At 64.5% G+C, this 20,266-nt stretch carries 23 protein-coding genes and 2 pseudogenes; 17 read left to right on the forward strand and 8 right to left on the reverse strand.

Going from position 1 to position 20,266, the window contains the following annotated elements:
• The 3 genes and pseudogenes from JHD07_RS02775 to JHD07_RS02785 form a co-directional block, all read left to right on the forward strand.
• Window positions 1-135: pseudogene (locus tag JHD07_RS02775) on the forward strand ((2Fe-2S)-binding protein); the annotation flags it as partial.
• Window positions 132-2,414 (forward strand): molybdopterin cofactor-binding domain-containing protein, encoded by a 2,283-nt coding sequence (locus JHD07_RS02780; RefSeq protein ID WP_291618696.1) that lies wholly within the window; start codon window positions 132-134, stop codon window positions 2,412-2,414. The pseudogene JHD07_RS02775 and the gene JHD07_RS02780, both read left to right, overlap by 4 nt.
• A gap of 384 nt (window positions 2,415-2,798) precedes the next feature.
• Window positions 2,799-3,893 carry an HD domain-containing phosphohydrolase gene (locus JHD07_RS02785; protein WP_291618697.1) on the forward strand — a complete coding sequence of 365 codons (1,095 nt, stop codon included), beginning with the start codon at window positions 2,799-2,801 and terminating at the stop codon, window positions 3,891-3,893.
• A 118-nt stretch (window positions 3,894-4,011) separates the two neighbouring features.
• On the opposite strand, the gene JHD07_RS02790 is transcribed toward JHD07_RS02785, so the two are convergent.
• Together JHD07_RS02790 and JHD07_RS02795 are read right to left on the reverse strand one after the other, a co-directional pair.
• Window positions 4,012-5,592, reverse strand: a complete 1,581-nt coding sequence (locus JHD07_RS02790; RefSeq protein WP_291618699.1) for an AMP-binding protein — start codon at window positions 5,590-5,592, stop codon at window positions 4,012-4,014.
• Between the two features lie 224 nt (window positions 5,593-5,816).
• Entirely contained in the window at window positions 5,817-6,224 is a 408-nt protein-coding gene (locus tag JHD07_RS02795) for a VOC family protein (RefSeq protein WP_291618701.1), read from the reverse strand.
• A gap of 141 nt (window positions 6,225-6,365) precedes the next feature.
• Between JHD07_RS02795 and JHD07_RS02800 the strand changes: the two genes are divergently transcribed.
• The 3 genes from JHD07_RS02800 to JHD07_RS02810 all read left to right on the forward strand — a co-directional run bounded on the left by JHD07_RS02800 (window position 6,366) and on the right by JHD07_RS02810 (window position 8,054).
• Complete coding sequence (locus JHD07_RS02800) at window positions 6,366-7,340, forward strand: tripartite tricarboxylate transporter substrate binding protein (protein WP_291618703.1); 975 nt, start codon at window positions 6,366-6,368, stop codon at window positions 7,338-7,340.
• Window positions 7,341-7,418: 78 nt separating this feature from the next.
• Window positions 7,419-7,688 (forward strand): DUF3551 domain-containing protein, encoded by a 270-nt coding sequence (locus JHD07_RS02805; RefSeq protein WP_291618705.1) that lies wholly within the window; start codon window positions 7,419-7,421, stop codon window positions 7,686-7,688.
• Window positions 7,689-7,787: 99 nt separating this feature from the next.
• Window positions 7,788-8,054: a DUF3551 domain-containing protein gene (locus JHD07_RS02810; RefSeq protein WP_291618762.1), complete on the forward strand. Its 267-nt coding sequence runs from the start codon at window positions 7,788-7,790 to the stop codon at window positions 8,052-8,054.
• Between the two features lie 66 nt (window positions 8,055-8,120).
• Here the strand turns inward: JHD07_RS02810 and JHD07_RS02815 are convergent, their stop codons facing one another.
• Window positions 8,121-9,368 (reverse strand): serine protease, encoded by a 1,248-nt coding sequence (locus JHD07_RS02815; RefSeq protein ID WP_291618707.1) that lies wholly within the window; start codon window positions 9,366-9,368, stop codon window positions 8,121-8,123.
• Between the two features lie 201 nt (window positions 9,369-9,569).
• Between JHD07_RS02815 and JHD07_RS02820 the strand changes: the two genes are divergently transcribed.
• The 4 genes from JHD07_RS02820 (at window position 9,570) to JHD07_RS02835 (ending at window position 11,904) form a co-directional block, all read left to right on the forward strand.
• A complete protein-coding gene (locus JHD07_RS02820) occupies window positions 9,570-10,187 on the forward strand; it encodes a hypothetical protein (RefSeq protein ID WP_291618709.1) in 618 nt (205 codons plus the stop codon).
• On the forward strand, window positions 10,174-10,548 hold the full coding sequence (locus JHD07_RS02825; RefSeq protein ID WP_291618711.1) for a transcriptional regulator: 375 nt from the start codon (window positions 10,174-10,176) through the stop codon (window positions 10,546-10,548). Before JHD07_RS02820 ends, JHD07_RS02825 begins: the two co-directional genes overlap by 14 nt.
• Window positions 10,549-10,579: 31 nt before the next feature.
• Complete coding sequence (locus JHD07_RS02830) at window positions 10,580-11,320, forward strand: di-trans,poly-cis-decaprenylcistransferase (protein WP_291618713.1); 741 nt, start codon at window positions 10,580-10,582, stop codon at window positions 11,318-11,320.
• A gap of 98 nt (window positions 11,321-11,418) precedes the next feature.
• Window positions 11,419-11,904 carry a cyclic nucleotide-binding domain-containing protein gene (locus JHD07_RS02835; protein ID WP_291618715.1) on the forward strand — a complete coding sequence of 162 codons (486 nt, stop codon included), beginning with the start codon at window positions 11,419-11,421 and terminating at the stop codon, window positions 11,902-11,904.
• On the opposite strand, the gene JHD07_RS02840 is transcribed toward JHD07_RS02835, so the two are convergent.
• Window positions 11,843-12,670 carry a metallophosphoesterase gene (locus JHD07_RS02840; protein WP_291618717.1) on the reverse strand — a complete coding sequence of 276 codons (828 nt, stop codon included), beginning with the start codon at window positions 12,668-12,670 and terminating at the stop codon, window positions 11,843-11,845. The genes JHD07_RS02835 and JHD07_RS02840 overlap by 62 nt on opposite strands.
• Window positions 12,671-12,906: 236 nt before the next feature.
• Here JHD07_RS02840 and JHD07_RS02845 point away from each other — a divergent pair, with 236 nt between their 5' ends.
• The 3 genes from JHD07_RS02845 (at window position 12,907) to JHD07_RS02855 (ending at window position 14,400) form a co-directional block, all read left to right on the forward strand.
• Complete coding sequence (locus JHD07_RS02845; RefSeq protein WP_291618719.1) at window positions 12,907-13,593, forward strand: DNA-3-methyladenine glycosylase I; 687 nt, start codon at window positions 12,907-12,909, stop codon at window positions 13,591-13,593.
• Between the two features lie 25 nt (window positions 13,594-13,618).
• On the forward strand, window positions 13,619-13,912 hold the full coding sequence (locus tag JHD07_RS02850) for a DUF1330 domain-containing protein (RefSeq protein WP_291618721.1): 294 nt from the start codon (window positions 13,619-13,621) through the stop codon (window positions 13,910-13,912).
• Window positions 13,913-14,106: 194 nt separating this feature from the next.
• The gene (locus JHD07_RS02855) at window positions 14,107-14,400 is read left to right on the forward strand and encodes a hypothetical protein (protein ID WP_291618723.1); all 294 of its coding nucleotides are present in this window, start codon (window positions 14,107-14,109) and stop codon (window positions 14,398-14,400) included.
• A 100-nt stretch (window positions 14,401-14,500) separates the two neighbouring features.
• Here the strand turns inward: JHD07_RS02855 and dinB are convergent, their stop codons facing one another.
• Window positions 14,501-15,601, reverse strand: coding sequence for a DNA polymerase IV (dinB, locus tag JHD07_RS02860; protein WP_291618725.1), 1,101 nt, complete (start codon window positions 15,599-15,601; stop codon window positions 14,501-14,503).
• Window positions 15,602-15,643: 42 nt separating this feature from the next.
• Here dinB and JHD07_RS02865 point away from each other — a divergent pair, with 42 nt between their 5' ends.
• On the forward strand, window positions 15,644-16,087 hold the full coding sequence (locus JHD07_RS02865) for a TspO/MBR family protein (protein ID WP_291618765.1): 444 nt from the start codon (window positions 15,644-15,646) through the stop codon (window positions 16,085-16,087).
• A 94-nt stretch (window positions 16,088-16,181) separates the two neighbouring features.
• Window positions 16,182-16,391 (forward strand): hypothetical protein, encoded by a 210-nt coding sequence (locus tag JHD07_RS02870; RefSeq protein ID WP_291618727.1) that lies wholly within the window; start codon window positions 16,182-16,184, stop codon window positions 16,389-16,391.
• A gap of 199 nt (window positions 16,392-16,590) precedes the next feature.
• On the opposite strand, the gene JHD07_RS02875 is transcribed toward JHD07_RS02870, so the two are convergent.
• From JHD07_RS02875 to JHD07_RS02885, 3 genes are read right to left on the reverse strand one after another with little or no spacing between them, the layout of a single operon-like run.
• A complete protein-coding gene (locus tag JHD07_RS02875) occupies window positions 16,591-17,238 on the reverse strand; it encodes a hydrolase (RefSeq protein ID WP_291618729.1) in 648 nt (215 codons plus the stop codon).
• Window positions 17,239-17,249: 11 nt separating this feature from the next.
• The gene (locus JHD07_RS02880; protein WP_366863939.1) at window positions 17,250-18,059 is read right to left on the reverse strand and encodes a nuclear transport factor 2 family protein; all 810 of its coding nucleotides are present in this window, start codon (window positions 18,057-18,059) and stop codon (window positions 17,250-17,252) included.
• Window positions 18,059-18,433 (reverse strand): hypothetical protein, encoded by a 375-nt coding sequence (locus tag JHD07_RS02885; protein WP_291618732.1) that lies wholly within the window; start codon window positions 18,431-18,433, stop codon window positions 18,059-18,061. Before JHD07_RS02885 ends, JHD07_RS02880 begins: the two co-directional genes overlap by 1 nt.
• A 388-nt stretch (window positions 18,434-18,821) precedes the next feature.
• On the opposite strand from JHD07_RS02885, the gene JHD07_RS02890 reads away from it, so the two are divergent.
• Together JHD07_RS02890 and JHD07_RS02895 are read left to right on the forward strand one after the other, a co-directional pair.
• Window positions 18,822-19,763, forward strand: coding sequence for an AraC family transcriptional regulator (locus JHD07_RS02890; protein ID WP_291618734.1), 942 nt, complete (start codon window positions 18,822-18,824; stop codon window positions 19,761-19,763).
• Window positions 19,760-20,266: pseudogene (locus JHD07_RS02895) on the forward strand (AraC family transcriptional regulator); the annotation flags it as partial. The gene JHD07_RS02890 and the pseudogene JHD07_RS02895, both read left to right, overlap by 4 nt.

Here is a 20,266-nt window from a genome sequence, read left to right on the forward strand (position 1 = left end):
GAAGAAGTGGTGGCGCATATGGACGGCAATCTGTGCCGTTGCATGACCTATTCGCGGATCCAGAAGGCGATCATGCGCGCCGCATCCGAGTTGCGCACCGCCTCCACCACCTCCACCGAGCGGAGGCCCACATGAACAAGCATGTCAACAACATCAATGCCGAGCCGACAGATCTCAGCCGCCGTTCCTTCCTGGTCGGCACTGCCGCAACCGGCCTTGTGCTCGGCTATGCCGGCTTGCCCGGCATTGGGTCGGCGACTGCTGCGCCCGCTAATTTCGAGCCCAGCGTGTGGTACGCGATCTCGCCGGATGGCCTCGTCACGGTGACCTGCGGCAAGGCCGACATGGGCCAGCACATCGCCTCCACCATGGCGCAGATCGTCTGCGAGGAGCTGGGCGCGAAATGGAGCGACATGCGCGTTGCGCTCGCTTCCAACGATCCCAAGTTCAACGATCCCGTGCTCGGCGCGCAGATCACCGGCGGCAGCTGGTCGACCATGATGAATTTCGAAGCGATGAGCCGGGCCGGAGCGGCCGGGCGCATCGCGCTGACCGAAGGTGCCGCCGCCGCGATGGGCGTGCCGGCATCGGAGCTCGTGGTGCGCGATTCCATGATCGTGCATCCGAAGTCCAAGAAGCAGATGTCGTTCGCCGATGTCGTGAAAAACGGCAAGGCGACGAAAACCTTCACGCCGGACGAGCTCAAGGCGATCAAGCTGAAGACGCCCGATCAATACACCATGATCGGCGTCTCGGTGCCGCAGCTCGACATCCCCTCCAAGACCAACGGCACGGCCAAGTACGGCATCGACGTGATGCTGCCGGGCATGGCCTATGGTGCGCTGGTCACGCCGCCGGTGCGCTTCGGCGCCACGGTGAAATCGGTCGACGACGGCGCGGCGAAGAAGGTGCCGGGCTTCATCAAGGCCGTAACGCTGGACGACAAGACCGGCACGACGTCGGGCTGGGTCGTCGCCGTCGCCAGCACCTATGCCAACGCCAAGAAGGCGGCGCAGGCGCTGAAGATCGCCTATGATTCGGGACCGAATGCGAGGGTGTCGAGCGAGTCGCTGCTCGACGAGGCCAAGCGGCTCCAGAAGCTGGACGATTCCGGCCAGTTCTTCGTCAAGGACGGCGATCCCAATGCCGCCTTCGGTTCGGCGGCCAAGGTGGTGGAGGCGGAATACACCACCAGCATCAACATCCACGCGCCGCTCGAGCCGATGAACGCCACCGCGGAGTTCAAGGGCGACATCCTGCACATCTATTCGGGCAACCAGTTCGCGACGCGCTCCGGCGCGATCGCTGCGGGAGCTGCCGGGATCGATCCGAAGTTCGTGGTCATGCACCAGATGTGGCTGGGCGGCGGCTTCGGCCGCCGTCTCGATGCCGACATGATGATTCCCGCCGTGCAGGCGGCGAAGGCGGTCGGCAAGCCGGTGAAGGTGATCTATTCCCGCGAGAACGACATGACCATGGATTTCTCGCGTCCGCTCACCTACCAGAAGGTCAAGGCGGGCGTGGACGGCGATGGCAAGCTCATCGCGATCAGCCACGACGTGGTCTCGGCCTGGCCGACCGCGCGCTGGGGAATCCCCGATTTCCTGACGCCCTCGGTCGACAAGCGGGGCCCGCTCGATTCCTTCACGGTCAATGGCGCGGACTTCTTCTACACCGTGCCCAACCATTACGTGCGCGCGATCAAGAACGAGCTCGCGCATAATGCGACGCCCTCCGGCCAGCTTCGCTCGGTGGCGCCGGGCTGGACCTTCTGGGCGGTCGAAAGCATGATCGACGAGATCGCGGCGGCGACCGGCAAGGATCCGGCCCAGTTCCGCATCTCGCTGCTCGACGGCGCCGGCAAGAACGACGGCGGCGCGCAGCGCTTGCGCAACACGCTGCTGGCGGCGATGGGTCTTGCCGGCTACGGCACGCGCAAGCTGCCGAAAGGCGAGGGCATGGGCGTTGCCTGCGTGTCGTCGCAGGAACGCGCATCCGCGAGCTGGACGGCGTGCGTGGCGCACGTCGCCGTCGCGCCGTCGGGGGCGGTGACCGTGAAGAAGCTCACGGTCGCAACCGACGTCGGCACCCAGGTCCATCCCGACAACATCCGCGCCCAGGTCGAAGGCGCGGCGCTTTGGGGCCTGTCGCTGGCGATGTACGAGAAGGCGACGCTGAAGGACGGTGGCATCGAGCAGACCAATTTCGACGGCTATACGCCCTTGCGCATGAGCCAGACGCCCGAGGTCGCGGTCGCCGTGATCGCCAATGGCGAGAAGGCCACCGGCGTGGGCGAGCCCGCCGTGACCGTGGTCGCCCCCGCCATCGGCAACGCCATCTTCAACGCGAGCGGCGCTCGCGTCAGGGCGCTGCCGATCACGGCGGAGGCCGTGAAGGCGAGCATGAAGGCATAAGGCGGACTGCGACTGCCGAATGCGACGATCCGCCGGAGGGCAAACCTCCGGCGGGACTGTTGGAGCCACTTTGCGCCACGCCGACCGTCATGCCCGGGCTCGTCCCGGGCGTGACGGTCTCCGTGTGCTCCTTCGCCAGGAGTCCGTGAGGGAGCCCGGGACAAGCCAGGCCATCACGGAAAAATTCCCCTTTGATATCAATGCCCCTTCTACTGTGCATGGGGTTGTTTTCGAGGGTTGTGCTGCGCCCGCCTCTGCGGCACTGCGAAATCCATCAAATTGCACCCAATTTCCCAAGGTTCCATTGAGCACGCCTCTTAAGACCCGGAGAACCTGATCCGACTTAGGCTGGCGCCAAATCCAGTCCCGCGCTTTGGGGAAGCCATGAACGCCTCAGCCAAACCCGCCGTCAAACGCCGGCTTCTGCTCGCCTCCGACCGGAGCGATGCGAGCAGCGAGCTCGCCAGCATCTTGAAGGCGGTCGGCGACGTCTCGACCGTGAAGACGGAGGATATCCCCGCCCAGCCGGGGCGCGATCTCTCCGGCCTCGTGGTCGACATCAACCTGCGCTCGCCCGAAAGCGTGCAGCGGGTCCGCAACAAGCTGCGCGGCGATGCCTATCGTTCGATGCCGCGCCTGTTCGTGCTCGCGGACGCCCTGCATCACGGCACCATGCAGGCCTGGGCGCTGGGGGCCACCGACACCATCGCAAGGCCGCTGCAGGCGGACGCCATCCTGCAGCGCGTCCGCGCCGCCTTCCCGGACACCGCCGCTTATGACGCGACCGATCGCGGCAAGACGCTCAACCGCGGCGTCGAGGCAGCGCACGCGGTGCTCACCAAGATGTTCGAGAAGCTGCCGCTTGGCACGCCGTTGACCTTCGACGACGTCATCGCCGCCGAAAGCAAGATCCTCAAGGCAATCAAGCATTCCTCGCTGCGCGAATGGCTCACCACGGTCGGCTGCCATCACGTCGGCAGCTATCGCCACTGCCTGTTCGTCACCGGCTTCGCGGTCGCCTTCGCCCAGCATCTCGGCATGCGCGAGGACGACCAGCGCCGCCTGACCCGCGCCGCGCTGCTGCACGATGTCGGCAAGGCCTTCGTTCCCGCCTGGCTGCTCGACAAGCCGAGCAAGCTCACCGACGAGGAGCTGGACGAGGTCCGCCAGCATCCGCGCCGCGGCTATGACGCGCTCGCCGCGCAAGGCGGCTTCCCGCCGGAGATGCTGGATGTCGTGCTGCATCACCATGAATTCCTCGACGGCTCCGGCTATCCGAACGGCCTGTCGTCGAACCAGATCAGCGACATCGTGCGCCTGACGACGATCGTCGACATCTATGCCGCTCTGGTGGAGAAGCGGGCCTACCGCATGTCCTTCACGCATTCGCGCGCGTTCACGATGATGGAAGGCATGGGCGGCAAGCTCGACCAGCAATTGCTGCAGGCGTTCCGCCCGGTGGCGCTGGGGTCGTTCTGACAATCTAATCCGTCATTCCGGGGCAACGCGTAGCGTTGAACCCGGAATCTCGAGATTCTCAGGTGCGCAAGTGCGCACCAGAGTTCGATGCTCCGCATCGCCCCGGAATGACAATCCGTCACCCCACCATCTTCCGCAGCTCCGCCTTTGCCACCTTCTCCAGCGTCGAGCGCGGCATGTCGTCGACGAGCCTGACCTCGCGCGGCACCTTGAAGTCGGCAAGTCCCTTGCGGCAGGCTTCCAGCACGCGATCGTGCAGATCGGGCGCAGCGCCCGCGACGCCGCCTTGCGGGATGATGAAGACGACGGGCACCTCGTCCAGCATCGGGTGCGGCTTCGCCACCACGGCGGCCTCGCGCACGCCCGGCACCACCGCGATCACCTGTTCGATCTCGGAGGCCGCGACGTTCTCTCCGCCCACTTTCAGCATGTCCTTGGCGCGGTCGCCGAACTTGATGAAGCCGTTCTGAAGCCGCTCGACGCGATCGCCGGTGAGGAAGAAGCCGTGCTCGTCGAAACTTTCGCGCGTCGCCTTCTCGTTGTGGAGGTATTCGGCGAACAGCGACAGGCCCGGGATGCCCTTGATGGCGAGATTACCGGTGCCGCCGACCGCGGTCGGCCGTCCGTCGTCGTCGCTGATGCGGATCTGGTATTCCGGCGCGGCCCGGCCGATCGACATCGGGATGTTGGGCTGATCGACCTCGCCGACGATGCCGTGGGTGATGGTCTCGGTCATGCCCCACCAGCCGATCATCTTGATACCGAAGGCGGCGAAAGCCGGCGGCTCGTTGATGGCGGTGCCCCAGAGCCGGAATTTGTGGTCCCTCGGGATCTCCTGCTCGAGCAGCGCCTTCATGCAGAACGGAATCGTCGAGGTCCAGGTCGCGCCGTGCTCGCGCGCGACGCCCCAGAAGCGGCTGGCGGAGAAGCGCGGCTGGATCACGCAGGTGGCGCCGACCCACAGCGTCGCCAGCATGGAATAAGCCAGCGCGTTGGTGTGGAACAACGGCAGATACGCCTGGTGCACGTCGCCGGCGTGGAGGTCCTCGTGCGCGGCGTTGATCTTGGCGCCCCACAGCGCATTGGCGTGGGTCCACAGCACTGCCTTCGGCCGCGACGTCGTGCCCGAGGTGTATTGCACGCTGCATGGCGCGAGCGGATCGGTCGCTCGCCTGGGGCGATCGGCGCTGTCGGCGAACAGTGACTCGAAGCTGTCGCCGCGCGAGACGCTCCGCACAGGCGCCATGCCGGCGTCGTGCGAGGTCACGGCCATCCAGCTTATATTTCGGCAGTTCTGCGCAACGATCTCCGCATAGGCCGGCTGCGTGATCGCGGCGATGGCGCCGCAATGATCGGCGAAATATGCGATTTCGGCCGGCGCCGAGCGGGTATTGGTTGTGACCGCGATGGCGCCGAGCTCGACACAGGCAAACCAGGCCAGCATCGCCTCGATGCAATTGTCGAGGTGAATGAGCACATATTCGCCGGGCCTGACGCCGCGCCTGGCCAGCCCCGCCGCGAGCGCGCCGACCCGCTCGTGAAATTCGCCATAGCTCCAGCGCCGCGCCGGCGCATCGAACGGCGCCCAGATCAGGAAAGGATGATCGCGCCGGACCTCGGCGCGCATTTTGAGCAGCCAGGGGACGTCGAGCCCGTCGAACGGGCCCACGATTCCGGTGGCGGTCTGTTGAACTGGCATGGATCCTCCCGTGCAGCCTGCATCTTGCTGGCGGCTGCCTTTTGATTATTGCGTCTTCCTGCCACCGGATGGCGCGGGACGCAAATCGCAGCAAGCTTGATGCGTAACCCTTTCTCCTCCGTCATGGCCGGGCTTGACCCGGCCATCCACGCCTTGTTGCACGAAGAACATGGATGCCCGGGACAAGCCCGGGCATGACGACCAATTGGCTGCGAGGGCGCGTCTCAATCCTCGTACGACGAAATCTCGATCAGGCTGCCATCCGGATCCCGGCAATAGACCGAGCGCAGCGTCCCGCGGGCGCCTTGCCGCGGGCCCGGTCCGGCCTCGATCGCGACGCCATGTGCATTCAGATGCGCCACCACCTCGTCGGGTGTGGCCGAGGTGAGGAAGCAGAGATCCTCGGAGCCGGCGGTGGGGTGGTCGGCGGTGAACCATTCCACTTTGTCGGCATCGCGTTGCCGGACGTTGATCCTCTGGTTACCGAATTGAAGGAAAGTTCGCGGCGCTTTGCCGCCGCCGGGATCGAACACCTTGACTTCCATTCCGAGAATCTTGCGGAACCACTCCGCGGTCGCCGCGACGTCGCGGGCATTGATCACGAGATGATCCAGGGCGTGAACCTTGACCATGTTCTCATCCTTTCGTCAGCATGCGTCCCGCGCACTTTCCGCACTCCGCAAGCTTTGTTACAACCGCGCCGGCCTGACTTTAAAGCTGTCGAACTTTCAAGAACAACGACTTTCAAGAACAACACTGGGAGAACCCTCGAGATGATCACTCGCCGTACCGCGCTCGGCCTGCTCGCCGCCAGTCCGCTTGCAGCCAGCCCGCTGTCGAAGGCCCTTGCCGCAGATTATCCGGCCCGCCCGGTGAAATGGGTGGTCGGCTATCCGCCGGGCGGCGCCACCGACATCCTGGCGCGGTTGATCGGCCAGAGGCTCTCGGAAAAGCTCGGCCAGCAATTCGTGATCGAGAACAAGCCGGGCGCCGGGAACAATATCGCCACCGAATCGGTCATCAACGCGGAGCCCGACGGCTACACGCTGCAGCTGGTCAACCCGGCCAACTACATCAACGCCTCGCTCTACAAGAATCTCAAGTTCAACTTCGTGAACGACATGGCGCCGGTCGCCTCGTTCCAGCGCGTGCCCAACGTGATGACCGTTGGCAAGGACGTGCCGGCCAAGACCGTCGCCGAGTTCATCGAATACGTGAAGGCCAATCCCGGCAAGGTGAACATGGCCTCCTCCGGCAACGGCACCTCGGTGCATCTGTCCGGCGAGATGTTCATGGCCATGACCGGCTGCAAGATGCAGCACGTGCCCTATCGCGGCGCGGCGCCTGCGATCACCGACATGCTCGCCGGCCAGGTGCAGGTGATCTTCGACAACATGCCTTCGATCATCCAGCACATCCGCTCCGGCTCTTTGCGCGCCATCGGCGTCACCACCACCGAACGGTCGCCGCAGCTACCCGACGTGCAGCCGATCGCCGACACCGTGAAGGGCTATGAGGCCAGCGCGCTGTTCGGCATGGGCGCGCCCAAGAACACGCCGAAGGACATCATCGCCAAGCTCAACGCGGAGGTCAACGCGGTGCTCAGGGAGCCCGACATGGCCAAGCGTCTGGTCGAGCTCGGCGGCGAGCCGCGGGCGCAGACTCCGGAAGCGTTCGGTGAGGAGATCAAGGCCGAGACCGAGAAGTGGCGGAAGGTGGTCGAGTTCGCCGGCCTGAAGGTCGAGTAGGCCGATAGCAACCTTGCGGCCTTGCCGGCGTTCTCCGGGAAGACTTCATTCGTGAAGCGTCGGACAAGGAGTACGAAGATGCGCAAGGCTTTGCTCGCAACGATCGCGCTGGCTGGATTGGGAGTCGGCAGCCTTGCCGGCATCGGTCCAGCCGCCGCTTATGATTATCCCTGGTGTGCTCAGGGACAAGGTTACGGCTACCCCGGTGAATGCTCCTACAGGACCCGGCAACAATGTCAGGCCAGCGTCTCCGGACGCCTTCTGACCTGCGGGATTAATCCGCGCACGGCCTATAACCAGCAGCGCCCTGCGCGGCGGTATCGGCACGAACCCTACGCGCCCTATTAGGACGCGACCCGGCTCCACGATCCGGACAAAGTGACTTGACGCGACCCCGATAAAGGCGACGCTCTGTCCTCGTTGGCGGGAGGATGGGGCGTGAGCAGGATTCAATTCGTTCTGGCGGGGCTGGCCGCCATCTGGCTCGCAGCCTTTGCAGGCCCTGCGCCGGCCGCGGCCCGAGACTATCCCTGGTGCGCCCAGGGCGGCGAGTATGGCTATCCCGGTGAATGCGCCTACAGCAGCTACGAGCAATGCCAGGCTAGCGTGTCCGGCCGGCTCTTGTTCTGCGACCGCAATCCGCGCTTCGCCTATGGCCACGCCCCGGCGCAACCGCGGCCGCAGCGGCGCGTCCGGCCCGTTGCTCCGTATTGAGGGCGAACCGGTTTCGTAGCTCGGATTGCGCTGCGCTCCATTCCAAGCAAGAAAGGCTGGCCGACGCTACCGCTTGGCGTCGGCTTGTTCCGTGCCGATACACGAGATCAGCATCGTGTAGGCACGGGCGTTCGCGGCGATCTCGGCGGCCTTCAGTTCGCCCTTCGGCTCTGCGGTCTGGTAGCGCACCACGGAATTGTCGAGGAAGTCGCGCAGCGCGCCGGTCTTGATGGCGAAGTTGATGTTCTCGGTCAGCTGCCCGGTCTCTTTGATCATTCTGAGCGCGTTGAGCTTGGCGACGACGACGCCTGCCACTTGTCCGGACATGTCGAACAGCGGGCCTCCACTGTTGCCCGACTGGATCGCCGCGCTGATCTGCAGGCGTCCCGTGTGATTGCGGAAGCCGCTGAGCGAGCTGACAATTCCCGTGGTCACGGTCAGGTCGGAGGAAAGATAGCCGTGCAGCGGGAAGCCGATGGCCACCACGGAATCGCCGGAGTGCATCGAGCGGTCCCGAATCCTGGCGAAGTCCTTGAACGATGCCGTCGCCGGCGCTTGCAGCAGCGCAAGGTCGTTGGTCGTGTCGCTGGAGACGACGCGCAGGACCATGGCGGCCTCTCCGGCGAGATTGCCCTTGATGTCGCCGGTGCAGCTGTCGATCACGTGACTGTTGGTGACGATATGTCCGTTGGGACTCACCACGAAACCGGTCCCCGTGAAAGTTCCGGTTCGAGCCGGTTTGGCAGGAGGCGTACCCTGCTTGTCGTTGGCCATTGCCGGCTTGGCCGCACCCTTGGTGAAGTCGCCGGCCTTGTCGAGACCGTCGGCCTTCACTCTCGTGACGCAATTGGCCAGTGCGGCGATGACCGGCCCGGTCGACGTCAGATCGAAGTTCAGAACGGTGCGGCCGGCGGTCGCCACCATCAGGCTCGCCTTCTGAAACGTCCGCACGACATTGAGCGGCATGACGGCCGTGAGCATGTTGGGCTGATACGCCGTCGCGTACAGTCTGGCCTGCTCCTGGCCATCGAAGGTCACGTCGATGGCGGCGTTCTCGCCCTTGTTGAAGCTGTAGCCGGGACTTGCAAAGGCCAGCAACCAGGTGCCGGCGGAGTTCTGGCTCACGACCAGGATGACGCCGTTCGCATAGGGCGATGTGGCGGCGCAATGCGAAAAGGCGCCGGTCTCATCGTTGCTGAACGCGCCCCCGATCCAGTTACCGATCTTGAGGCTGCCAAAGGGGCCTTTCGCATCGGCGGTGCCGGCGAAAGCCAATTGTGACAACAACGCAACGGCAAGCGACTTCAACCACATACCAGCCCCCGGGAACGCTCTTGCCATCTTATCCGTGAGGGCAGGCAAGGCGCAACCGTCAGTTGCTCGCCCGGACTTTCATCCTGCAGCCGCAACTTTCGGCCTTGAATTTACTTTGCGATACCGTAAGCTTTGCAATACAAAGTAGCGGGGCGGGCCGTCCGTCCCGACAGATGGGTGGAACGAGGTTTGGCGTTGCCGATGCGCGATCTCGACAAGGCGCTGGCCGATATCGTGGCGATCCGCAGTCAGATCGCGGCCGGCACCGCCTTCCGCGGCTACGGTCCGGCGACGATGGCGGCGACCGGTACCGTCGCGCTCGTCACCGCGGTGCTGCAATTCTGGCTGCTGGATGATCCCACCGGCGAGCCGCTCGGCTTCTTCATCGGCTGGTTCATGGCCGCCGTGGTCTCGGTGCTGGTGATCGGCATCGAGATGCGCGCGCGCTCGCGCCGCCATCATTCCGGTCTCGCCGACGCCATGATCCATCAGGCGGTCGAGCAGTTCCTGCCGGCGGGCGTTGCCGGCGTGCTGCTCGCGGTGGTGATGTGGAAGTTCGCGAGCGAGACACTGTGGCTGCTGCCGGGCCTGTGGCAGATCCTGGTGTCGCTCGGCATCTTTGCCTCGGTCCGCTCGCTGCCGCGCACGGTCGCGCTCGCCGGCGCCTGGTATTTCGTGTCCGGCTTCGCGGTGCTGGTGCTCGCGAGCGGAACCCACACGCTATCGCCATGGACCATGGGACTGCCTTTCGTGATCGGGCAATCGGTGATGGCGGCGATTCTGCATTTCGCGTCCGGAGACAACGATGTCGAAGACTGACAGCGCACCCTTCTCCTATGAAGGGCTCGACCGCGTGATCCACGAGAAGGCGAGGCTCGGGCTACTGACGTCGCTGATGGCGCATCCCAAGGGCCTCGCATTCGGCGACCTCAAGCAGCTCTGCGGCCTCACCGACGGCAATCTCAGCCGGCACCTCGCCGTGCTCCAGGAGGCAGGGCTCGTCGAGGTGACCAAGGGCTATGAGGGCAACCGCCCGCACACCACCTGCCGTCTGACCAAGGCCGGCCGACGCCGCTTCCTCGATTACCTCGCCGTGCTCGAGCGGCTGGTGCGCGACGCGGCCAAGGCCGCCGGCCGCGAGGCTTTGCCACTCGGCCGCCTCGGCATCGCCTCGACTTGATCCGCCCCCCTTTTTGACCGGAGACTTTGTCATGCAAAGTAAGCTCGTGTCCCGCGACGACAAGCTTCACGTCGGCATCATCATGGACGGCAACGGCAGGTGGGCGACGCGGCGAGGCCTGTTGCGCATGCGCGGCCACGAGGCTGGGGTCGAGGCCATCCGCCGCATCGTCGAGGCCGCGCCCAAGCAGGGCATCGGCACGCTGACGCTCTATGCCTTTTCCACCGACAATTGGCGCAGGCCGAAGGCGGAGGTTGCCGCGCTGATGACGCTGCTGCGCTTCTACCTGTCCAACGAAGTGCAGAGCCTGGTCGAGAACGGCGTGCGCCTGACCGTGATCGGCCGCCGCGACCGCCTGCCCGACGGCATTGCCAATGCGATCGCGCGCGCCGAAAAAGCTACTGCCGATGGCGGCACGCTGCACCTGCGTATCGCCGTCGACTATTCCGCGCGCGATACCATCCTCAACGCCGCGGCGAAGGCGGCCGCGCTGACCAGCCTCACCCGCGAAGCCTTTTCGCAGCTCGTCACCGGCGAGGCAGGCCTGCGCGACGTCGATCTCATCATCCGCACCTCCGGCGAAAAGCGGCTGTCGGACTTTCTGCTCTGGGAGGGCGCCTATGCCGAGCTACATTTCACCGAGCGGATGTGGCCCGAATTCGAGGCGAGTGATCTCGCCGAGGCGCTGACCGTCTTCCACGGCCGCGAGCGCCGCTTCGGCGGACTTCGGCCGATCGCGGCTGAGGAGGTGCCTTCGCTGTCCCGCGTGTGATCTTTCGGCCTAAGCGGCCGCGTTGATTTGCCGCCTGGCACGGATCGTGCTCTAGTCTCCCGCGATGGAGTGTCCGCAGCGATGGGAGCTTTCGCAAGATGCGCGCGGTCCTGGACTATTGCACCGGCGGAACGGAGCGGCAGTTCGCAGCCGGCACGACGATCGTCACGGAGGGGGGCACCACCGGCCATCTCTACGTGCTGATGCAGGGCAAGCTCGAGGTGCTCAAGGGCGAAATGGTCGTCGCCACCGTCACCGAGCCAGGCGCCGTGCTGGGCGAAATGTCCGTGCTGCTGGGCCAGCCGCATACCGCAACCGTGCGCGCCTGCTCCGATTCGGTCGTCACCGAATTCGAGGATGCCGCCGCGTTTCTCGCGAAGGAGCCCAACGTGGCGCTGCTGATCGCAAAGATGCTGGCGCAGCGGCTCAATGTCGCCAATACCTATCTCGCCGATCTGAAGCGGCAATATGCCGGCCACGGCACGCATCTGGCGATGGTCGGCGAGGTGCTCCAGAGCATGATCAACCTGCCGCCGCTTGAGGTCTCGCCAGGCTCGGATCGGCAATCCGATCCAAGAATGTGAGCCAGTCGGGCGCCACCTCAACCGGGGCCGCGGGCCGCTGCAGCGGCGCATTCAGGTCGATCCACTGCGCTTCGCCGGCCGCAAGCCAGAACGCCTTGTCGGCATCGAGGTCCAGTACGATGTAGGTCGGCGGACGGCCGGGTTGCAGGCCGGTGTTGAAGGCCCAGGTCTGGCCTAGCTGGTCGAACCACGATCCATTGCTGATGAAGGGCGATTGATGCACGTGACCCGAGATCACCATGGACGGCTGGTATTGCGTGATCCACTGCACCAGCTCGACATCGCCGAAAAAGCGCTTGCCGCCCCAGCTCGTCGGTGAATCCGCCGGCGGTGCGTGGTGCGCCCAGATCCAGCGCTGCGGCCTGACGGCCGCGGCATCGCGCAACTGCTCGATGAGGCGCTGCTTGACCTGCGGTCCGTCCCACCACGGGCACACCGTGAACATCGTGTCGCCGACCGTGAGGCTGTCGCCGTCGCAGGCGATGCCGAGTTCGCGCACCTCCGAGATCCAGCGCGAAATCTTCTCCCCTTCGGCGTTGCGCTCGTCGAGGTCGTGATTACCGGAGCAGAGAATCACGCGAGTCGTCGCGGCCAGCAGCCCGAGGTACTTTTTCACCACCACGATCTGGGCGCGGAAATCCACCATCGAGCCGATATCGAGCGCATCGCCCGCGAAGATCACGAGGTCGAATTGCGGTGCCGCGCTGACCAGCCAGTCGAGCTGCGGCAGCGAATAGTGCAGGTCGGCCACGACGAGGCAGCGCATGGGAGGACCGTCGGCGAGAGGTCAAAATGTCTGGGAATTCCAAAACGTCATAAAGCAAGAAGCAGACCAGCCCGGCCGCCCCATCGGATCAATCCGACGAGCGACAGCATGCTGCGGCGCGTCGCAGAGCGCAAGGGCTCCGCAACGCCAAGGCTGGAAGCCCAAGGCCGGAATGCAAAGGCTGGACCGCATCGCCGAATTCTGCTGTCGTGGCCTCTCTGCAAACGTGTGTCCCCATGACCTCCTTCAAGACCATTCGCGCCCGCGCCGAGAAGCGCAAGGGCGGGCCCAAGGCGCTGGAGAAGCTGATGCCGGCCAAGCCGGACGTCAAGCGGCTGGCGAAGCTCGGAGACGACCGCATCCTCGCCGAGATGACCAAGCGGGTGTTCTGCGCCGGCTTTGCCTGGAGCGTGATAGATTCGAAATGGGACGGCTTCGAGGAGGCCTTCCTGCAATTCCAGCCCGCCAAGCTCAGCTTCCAGCCCGAAGATTATTGGGAAGGTCTGCTGCGCGATGCGCGTATCGTACGCAACGGCGCCAAGATCATGTCGGTGCGCGACAACGCCGGCTTCGTGCAGGAGATCGCGAAGGAGCACGGCAGCTTCGGCAAGTTTCTGGCGAAGTGGCCGCCTTCCGACGAGATCGGCCTGCTCGAACTCCTCAACAAGCGCGGCAGCCGGCTGGGCGGCAACACCGGCCAGATGCTGCTGCGTTTCGTCGGCTGGGACGGCTTCGTCACATCCAAGGACGTGGTGGCCTGCCTGCGCCATGCCGGTCTCGACATCGCCGAGGAGGTGAAGTCGAAGGGCGACCTCGCCAAGGTGCAGGCGCAGTTCAACGCCTGGGCCGAGGAGACCGGCCTGTCCTACACCTATCTGTCGCGCATTTGCGCGCTCTCGGTCGGCGACAACAGCAGCGAATAGCCCTCACAACAACTGGAGAAAAACAATGGCGAAAGCCTATTGGGTTGCGACCTATCGTGCGATCAAGAATCCCGATGCGATGGCCGCCTATGCCAACGTATCGCGCCAGGCGATCGAAGCGGCAGGGGGCCGCGTGATCGCGCGCGGGATGCCTGCGGCCGTCTTCGAGCTCGGCCAGATGGAGCGCGTCGTTCTGATCGAGTTCGACAGCGTCGCGAGCGCCAAGGCGGCGTATGAGAGCCCGGCCTACAAGGCCGCGCACGACCTGCTCGGTGATGGCGCGGATCGCGATATCCGCATCGTCGAGGCTGTCGATTAGCGCGCGATCTTGCCGGATCGTGTGCACCGTGTGGCGAACTTGTGCCGTGAGCGCGGCAGATGCGGCCACGCGATCACGAAATGCATTTTGCAGGAACATTTGTCCGCAGCCCCTGTTCGGGACCTTGAGCCGGGCGGGCAACGCACGCTGCCCGCTTGGACCCAGTGAAACCGGATACAGACACGGAGCAGCTCATGAAGCTCTCATCCGAACAGGTGAAGCAGACCGTAAACCAACTCGGCGCTCAGGTGCTGCCCGACGAACATCCCGCGATGCCGCAGCTCAACAGCATGTTTGGCGAGCACACCTTCTTCGTCGACGAGATGGGCCTCAAGGTGCTCGAGCCGACGGCATCGCCGGGAGCCGACCGCCAGAGCGGCGAGGTCGTCAGCCTTGCCGATTGGGGCGATTCCGACCTGACGCGCCTGATGGCACACGAGCCCGAACCGACCGGCGTGATCGTGGTGTTCGAGCATATGAAGCATTGAGCTGCCCCGAGCGCAATCGATCTCCCAGCGGTGGCGGAACATCCGCTACCGTTGGCGAGTCAGGCGGCTTCTGTCGCCGCAGAGCGCGCAAGAGCCTCGTTCAGATACCCAGCGTCAGCTGCGGCTCGGGATCGCCGGCGGCTTGGAGCGACGACAGCGAGACGCCCAGCAGCCTGACGCGCTTGGGCAGCGGCATCTCGGCTTCGAGCAGGCCGCAGGCCAGCCGCTCCAGATCGTCGCGTCCGGCAACGCCCGCCGCGACGGATCTGCTGCGCGTGATGATCTCGAAATCGGCGAACTTGATTTTCAGGGTCACGGTGCGGCCGCGATTGCCGGTGGCTTCGCAATGTCGCCAGACCTTGTCGACGAGAGGCCTGACCTCGGCGGCCAGCGCGTCGAATGCGTCGAGGTCGATCGAGAACGTGTTCTCCGCGCCGATCGACTTGCGGATCCGGTTGGCCCGGACCGGTCGCTCGTCGACGCCGCGTGAGATCCAGTAATAATAAGCCCCCGACTTGCCGAAATTCGCATTCATGAACTCCAGCGACTGGTTGCGGATGTCGAGGCCGGTGAACAGGCCGAGCGCGTTCATCTTCGCTGCTGTTGCCGGGCCTATCCCGTGGAACTTGCCGACCGGCAGCGTCTCGACGAAGGCCGGCCCCATCTCCGGCGAGATCACGAACTGGCCGTTGGGCTTGCGATGGTCGGAGGCGAGCTTGGCCAGGAATTTGTTGTAGGAGATGCCAGCCGACGCGTTGAGGCCGGTTTCGGCCTTGATCTTCGCGCGGATCTTCAACGCGATGTCCCGCGCCAGCGGAATGACTTGCAGGTTCTCCGTCACGTCGAGATACGCTTCGTCGAGCGACAACGGCTCGATGACCGGCGTATGCTCGGCAAAGATGTCGCGGATTTGCCTGCTGATCGCCTTGTAGACTTCGAAACGCGGCTTGACGAAGATCAGATCGGGACATTGCCGCTTCGCCGTCACCGACGGCATGGCGGAGCGAACGCCGAACCTGCGTGCCTCGTAGCTGGCGGCCGCGACGACGCCGCGCTCCGCGGAGCCCCCGACCGCGACCGGCTGGCCGCGCAGCTGCGGATTGTCGCGCTGTTCCACCGACGCGTAGAAGGCATCCATGTCGATATGGATGATCTTGCGCACCGGCGATGCGTGGCCGGCGACCGTGTCGGAATCGCTCATGGAAAGATGATACAATTGCGCGAAAAGAAGTTCGAGGTGATGATGTTTCAGTTGTTGCTGTTCGTGGTGGGTGTGGTCGGACTTGGCTGGCTGATCGGTACGACGAATCCGCCCGGCGAGTGGTATGCCGGCCTCGCCAAGCCGGGCTTCGTGCCGCCGAACTGGGCGTTCCCGCTGGCATGGACGATTCTCTACACGCTCATCGCCGTCGCGGGTTGGCGGACTTTTCGCCGCGAGCCCGGGAGCAAAGCGATGCTGGCCTGGGCCGCGCAGATGGTCCTGAACTTCGCGTGGTCTCCGGTCATGTTCACGATGCACCAGATCGGCGCCGCGCTCGTCATCCTCATCGCGTTGTTCGCCGCGATCGTGACCTATATCGGCCTCGAGCTGTCACGCGACAGGCTCGCCGCCGCCTTGTTCGCGCCCTACGCGGCGTGGGTCGCATTTGCCGGCGTGCTCAATGCGGCGATCTGGCGGTTGAATTGAGACGATCGGTTTCGACCGATTCAAAAGACAATCTCAGGCATGTGAGTGGCAAGCATGGGCACGCGACCCAATATGAGCCGCGGGAGGACAGCCCATGCAATACAGCTCCGAGCTCATTCATACCATGCGTCAAGCGCTGGAGACCGTGATGGCAAGCGTGCCGGCCCATCAATCGGTGTTCGGCCTCAAAGCGGCGGTGGCCGAGTTCATCCTGCACGCCGCAGCACACGGCCAGACGTCGTACGACGGTTTGGTGACGGCCGCGTCCGACCAGCTCCAGGCGATCATTGCGATGCTGACGTGAGGGGGGCGCCCGAATGCCGGCGCCCCCCTCATCATCGCCCCTCTCAGGAAGCGGGCACTTTTAGTTCGAAGCCTCGGTGGTGCTCTCTTGCCAACCAAGACCTCGAGCTCGATCTGACGGGGTTGTCGGCAGGCACAACTCCGACGTCGCAGGGCGAACCTCGACGCCTCGCTGGTCCAGCGACCTCAGTTCGATAACGTCAACCGCCCGCGCGTGGACGGCCAGCCAGCAACTGCATCTCCCAAGCGAACGCGACGCCGGTGGCGCCGGCATGTTCAAGCTGCACCTTCGCAAGCTCGGCAATGGTCTCCTGCCGCGCCCAATCACGCTGCCATTCGGCGGCGACGGCAAGCCAGGTGATGGGGACGGCGCCTGCCGCCGTCATGCGCCGCACCGCCATGTCGTGCGCCTCGACGGACACGCCGCCGGAGGCGTCGGTTACGATGAAGACGTCGTAGCCCTCCGCCAGAGCGTGCAGAGTCGGCATCGCAAGACAGATCTCTGTCCACAGGGCGGCCAGAATGAGCTGCTTGCGGCTGCTCTTCCTCACCTCGTCGACGACGCGCGCGTCCTGCCATGTATTGATGAAAGTGCGGTCGATCGGCTTCTGATCCGGATAGACATCCTGCAATCCCTTGATCAGATAGCCCCCGCGCTCTTCGAGCACCGTCGTCAGGATCGTCGGCACGCCGAAGACCTTCGCCGTCTTGGCGAGGCCGATGACGTTGTTTGCGATCATCGTCGGCTCATGGCTGTGCAAGTTGGCGAACTGGAAAGGCTGGTGGTCGATCAGCACGACAATGCTGTCTTGCGGACGCAGTAGGGCGTCGAGGCCGGTCTTGGGCATTGGAAACTCCTTCAAAATAGTTCGATTGAGGGGGTTGGGGGATCGAGAAATACGTGAAGCGAAACGATGCGTCCGCCCGCGAACCGGGCGACGTCCGTTCCGGTGACGGCATCGGGGTCCGAGTGCGCCGTGGAGCGCCAATTGAGACGCGCGACGCCATTGTGGCCGATGGCCGGACCGTCGGCGGCGAAAATGAGGTCACCTGGAAGATTCGCGAGCAGCCGGCCGACCGCGTCGGAGATCGCAGCATGACCGCGGACAGAAGCGTGCGGTTCGTGCAGCTCCGCGTCTTCGGCATAGAGCTCGCGGATCGCCAGACGGCGCCGTTCCTCGTTACGCTCGCTGAAGACCGTGAACAGGTTAGCCTTCATCAAGCGGTCATAGTCCACAGTTTCGGTCGTTGCTTCCGACTCGCGCGATTTTTGGCGCTCACCCTCGTCCGGCGAGAACATGGCCAAGCCCGATCTGGACGTCTCCGTCGACGCCTCGTCCTGCAAAACGTCCCAGTGCTCGGCGAGACGCCCGTTCTCGATACGGAAGATGTCAACGACGATCTGCGTCGCGGGCGCCCAGCCGCGAATGCGGCCATGAATGGCGACGAAGTCGCCCTCGGCGATCATCAGCCCCGGCTCGTAGAACACCGCGGGGGGAAGCTGCGCCACCAGCTGGGCCAGCGCATCTCGTCCCTGCGGGATGGCAGGGTTGTGCTGAATGTAGCCCGGCGCATAGAGCCGCTCGACGGCGAGCGGATCGTGACTCCTGAACAACGCGGTCATGGCCTCCAGAACCAGCGCCTTGTTGCGCTCTACGGCAGTCGTCATCAGCCTTCTCCCTCCGAGATGAGATGGATCGGTCCCTGCATTCGGAGGAATGAGCCGTCGGGCAGGGTGGCGTACGAGTGGACAACGCCGCGCTCGAAATCCTCGACATGCACGACAGTGGCGCCGCTCGCTTCGACCCAGCTCACGGCGAAAACGCCGGCGCGAATCGGGTCGACGGCGATCGTGACGGTCTCCGTATGGGCATAGGGGCCGTCGGCGATGTGGAAGCGGATGTGGTTGTCCGGCAGCGTCGTCAGTCGAGCGGTGAACGCGTCGAATCTGACATCGAATACGATCCCGACTGGATAGGCGTACGCCAGCTTCAGGGAGTCTGATCGTGATTCGGACATGGTAGACTTCAGCGAAGTGATCATGGGTCAGGTGCTTGGCTGATCAAAAAGGCACAGCAAACCGATGCGGTGCCGATAAACGAGCGTGAGGCGACTGAATCCTAGCGAACGTTCGCGCTAGGAGCGGCGCAGAAGCTGCTGCGCGGTGCAAATATTGCGGTAGAGTGTCGGAGCGGCCGTCACGCGAGCGCTGACCCGCGATTGGTGCTGTCGCTGGACCCCACGCGGCGGAACGCCACAGGTCGTTCCGATGTCGCGAAGTTGCGCACCCGTCTGGTTGCCGTCATATGTTTCGCGGTCTACCACGGGGCCAGATCAGCTGACGCGCTCAGATGGCGGCCCGTCGGGCCGCGCGCGGATCGCGGCGACGATGGCCACTTCAAGATTGTCCACTTCAATAGGAGACACAGCAATGAGCGTGCCTGCCTATTCGTCTTTCACCAAATGGTACTGCGAGGGCCAGCAAGCCCCGTATGTGCGCACAGGGAAATCGCCGGGCAGAATCCTGGATCTGCTCGAAATGGCGCGACCCGCCGGTGACATGCACCGCCCGGCCATGCCGGATCTTGTCCTTTACCAGGACCTGCTCGGTGGTAGTCGCGTTCGAGGCAACGCGGGAGGTGGGTATGTGGAAATAACGGGAGAGAAAGGTGCGCTTCATCTCGCTGCGCCCGACTTCGCCCTCACGTCCATCGTCGACAGCAGACATCAGATTCGCGCCTTGTCCTTTCCCGTGGCGCAGTGGCAGAGAGTGCTCGATGAAGCCACCGACAGCCAATTCTCGTTCGAATGCCTGCGACTCTACAAAGGGCTATTTCACTCGCTGACCATCCGATCAGCGCTTCGTAACCTGTGGGCTCTGTGTGACGAGGAGGGCGCGCCCTCGCGTCTGCTGGCGCGAGCGGCCGGCTGCGAGATCATGGCCGAACTGTGCCGGTTGAGCGGGGCACCATTCGCGTTGGCAAGGGGCGGCCTTGCCCCGTGGGCTGAACGGCGCTGTCTGGAATTGATGCGGGCGCGGCTCTCGCAGGACATCAGCCTCGACGAGCTGGCAGCCGAGGTGCAGCTTTCGACCTTTCATTTTGCACGCATGTTCAAGCAGAGCGTCGGCGTGCCGCCGCGCATCTACCTCACGCGACTGAGGGTGGAGAAAGCCTGCGAACTCCTCGAACAGACGGACCTTCCGATCACGGCGATCGCGCTAAAGGTCGGGTACTCGTCAAACCAGGTCCTTGCCCGGGTTTTCATCCAGCACATGCGTTTAAGCCCGTCCGACTATCGTCGGACCGTTCGCAATCCGGTTTGCCCATCGATCCCGCCTCGCGCGCATTCGGCTCTGGAGGGACTGCAATGAACGTCCATGCCCATTCGTCATTCGCCCAATGGCACAGCAAAGGCCGACATGCGTCCTACTTGCGCACGATGAAATCCCCGGGCGGAATTCTCGACCTTCTCGAGGTCCAGCGACCAGCCGGGGACATGTCCCGCCCGGCCGTGTCGGACATCGTGCTGATGGAGGACATCCTTGGCTGCAGTCGTGTCAGGGGAGACCTGGGAGGAGGTCGCTTTGATATGGCGACCGCGAAAGGCAGCCTCGCCGTCGCTGCGCCGAACTTCGCGACCACGGTGATCAATGACGAAAGCCATCGGCTTCGCAGCCTGGCGTTTCCCTTGGCCCGGTGGCAGAGCGTGCTCGACGAGGCGGCCGACGGTCGCTTCTCGTTCGACACCGCCTGCATCTACGGCCGAGTGTTCGAATCGTCGGCAATCCGATCGGCGGTCCGCAACCTGTGGACTCTCTGTGAGGACGAAGGGGCGCCGTCGCAGCTGTTGGCGCGGGCGGCGGGCTGCGAGCTC

It is taken from the genome of Bradyrhizobium sp., assembly GCF_016462955.1.
GTDB lineage: Bacteria > Pseudomonadota > Alphaproteobacteria > Rhizobiales > Xanthobacteraceae > Bradyrhizobium.

What these genes read in the sequence shown, in the direction of transcription:
- JHD07_RS02780 (WP_291618696.1), top strand. Translation starts at nt 132, where the DNA reads ATGAACAAGCATGTCAACAACATCAATGCCGAGCCGACAGATCTCAGC.
- JHD07_RS02785 (WP_291618697.1), top strand. Translation starts at nt 2,799, where the DNA reads ATGAACGCCTCAGCCAAACCCGCCGTCAAACGCCGGCTTCTGCTCGCC.
- JHD07_RS02790 (WP_291618699.1), bottom strand. Translation starts at nt 5,592, where the DNA reads ATGCCAGTTCAACAGACCGCCACCGGAATCGTGGGCCCGTTCGACGGG.
- JHD07_RS02795 (WP_291618701.1), bottom strand. Translation starts at nt 6,224, where the DNA reads ATGGTCAAGGTTCACGCCCTGGATCATCTCGTGATCAATGCCCGCGAC.
- JHD07_RS02800 (WP_291618703.1), top strand. Translation starts at nt 6,366, where the DNA reads ATGATCACTCGCCGTACCGCGCTCGGCCTGCTCGCCGCCAGTCCGCTT.
- JHD07_RS02805 (WP_291618705.1), top strand. Translation starts at nt 7,419, where the DNA reads ATGCGCAAGGCTTTGCTCGCAACGATCGCGCTGGCTGGATTGGGAGTC.
- JHD07_RS02815 (WP_291618707.1), bottom strand. Translation starts at nt 9,368, where the DNA reads ATGTGGTTGAAGTCGCTTGCCGTTGCGTTGTTGTCACAATTGGCTTTC.
- JHD07_RS02820 (WP_291618709.1), top strand. Translation starts at nt 9,570, where the DNA reads ATGCGCGATCTCGACAAGGCGCTGGCCGATATCGTGGCGATCCGCAGT.
- JHD07_RS02825 (WP_291618711.1), top strand. Translation starts at nt 10,174, where the DNA reads ATGTCGAAGACTGACAGCGCACCCTTCTCCTATGAAGGGCTCGACCGC.
- JHD07_RS02830 (WP_291618713.1), top strand. Translation starts at nt 10,580, where the DNA reads ATGCAAAGTAAGCTCGTGTCCCGCGACGACAAGCTTCACGTCGGCATC.
- JHD07_RS02835 (WP_291618715.1), top strand. Translation starts at nt 11,419, where the DNA reads ATGCGCGCGGTCCTGGACTATTGCACCGGCGGAACGGAGCGGCAGTTC.
- JHD07_RS02840 (WP_291618717.1), bottom strand. Translation starts at nt 12,670, where the DNA reads ATGCGCTGCCTCGTCGTGGCCGACCTGCACTATTCGCTGCCGCAGCTC.
- JHD07_RS02845 (WP_291618719.1), top strand. Translation starts at nt 12,907, where the DNA reads ATGACCTCCTTCAAGACCATTCGCGCCCGCGCCGAGAAGCGCAAGGGC.
- JHD07_RS02850 (WP_291618721.1), top strand. Translation starts at nt 13,619, where the DNA reads ATGGCGAAAGCCTATTGGGTTGCGACCTATCGTGCGATCAAGAATCCC.
- JHD07_RS02855 (WP_291618723.1), top strand. Translation starts at nt 14,107, where the DNA reads ATGAAGCTCTCATCCGAACAGGTGAAGCAGACCGTAAACCAACTCGGC.
- dinB (WP_291618725.1), bottom strand. Translation starts at nt 15,601, where the DNA reads ATGAGCGATTCCGACACGGTCGCCGGCCACGCATCGCCGGTGCGCAAG.
- JHD07_RS02865 (WP_291618765.1), top strand. Translation starts at nt 15,644, where the DNA reads ATGTTTCAGTTGTTGCTGTTCGTGGTGGGTGTGGTCGGACTTGGCTGG.
- JHD07_RS02870 (WP_291618727.1), top strand. Translation starts at nt 16,182, where the DNA reads ATGCAATACAGCTCCGAGCTCATTCATACCATGCGTCAAGCGCTGGAG.
- JHD07_RS02875 (WP_291618729.1), bottom strand. Translation starts at nt 17,238, where the DNA reads ATGCCCAAGACCGGCCTCGACGCCCTACTGCGTCCGCAAGACAGCATT.
- JHD07_RS02880 (WP_366863939.1), bottom strand. Translation starts at nt 18,059, where the DNA reads ATGACGACTGCCGTAGAGCGCAACAAGGCGCTGGTTCTGGAGGCCATG.
- JHD07_RS02885 (WP_291618732.1), bottom strand. Translation starts at nt 18,433, where the DNA reads ATGATCACTTCGCTGAAGTCTACCATGTCCGAATCACGATCAGACTCC.
- JHD07_RS02890 (WP_291618734.1), top strand. Translation starts at nt 18,822, where the DNA reads ATGAGCGTGCCTGCCTATTCGTCTTTCACCAAATGGTACTGCGAGGGC.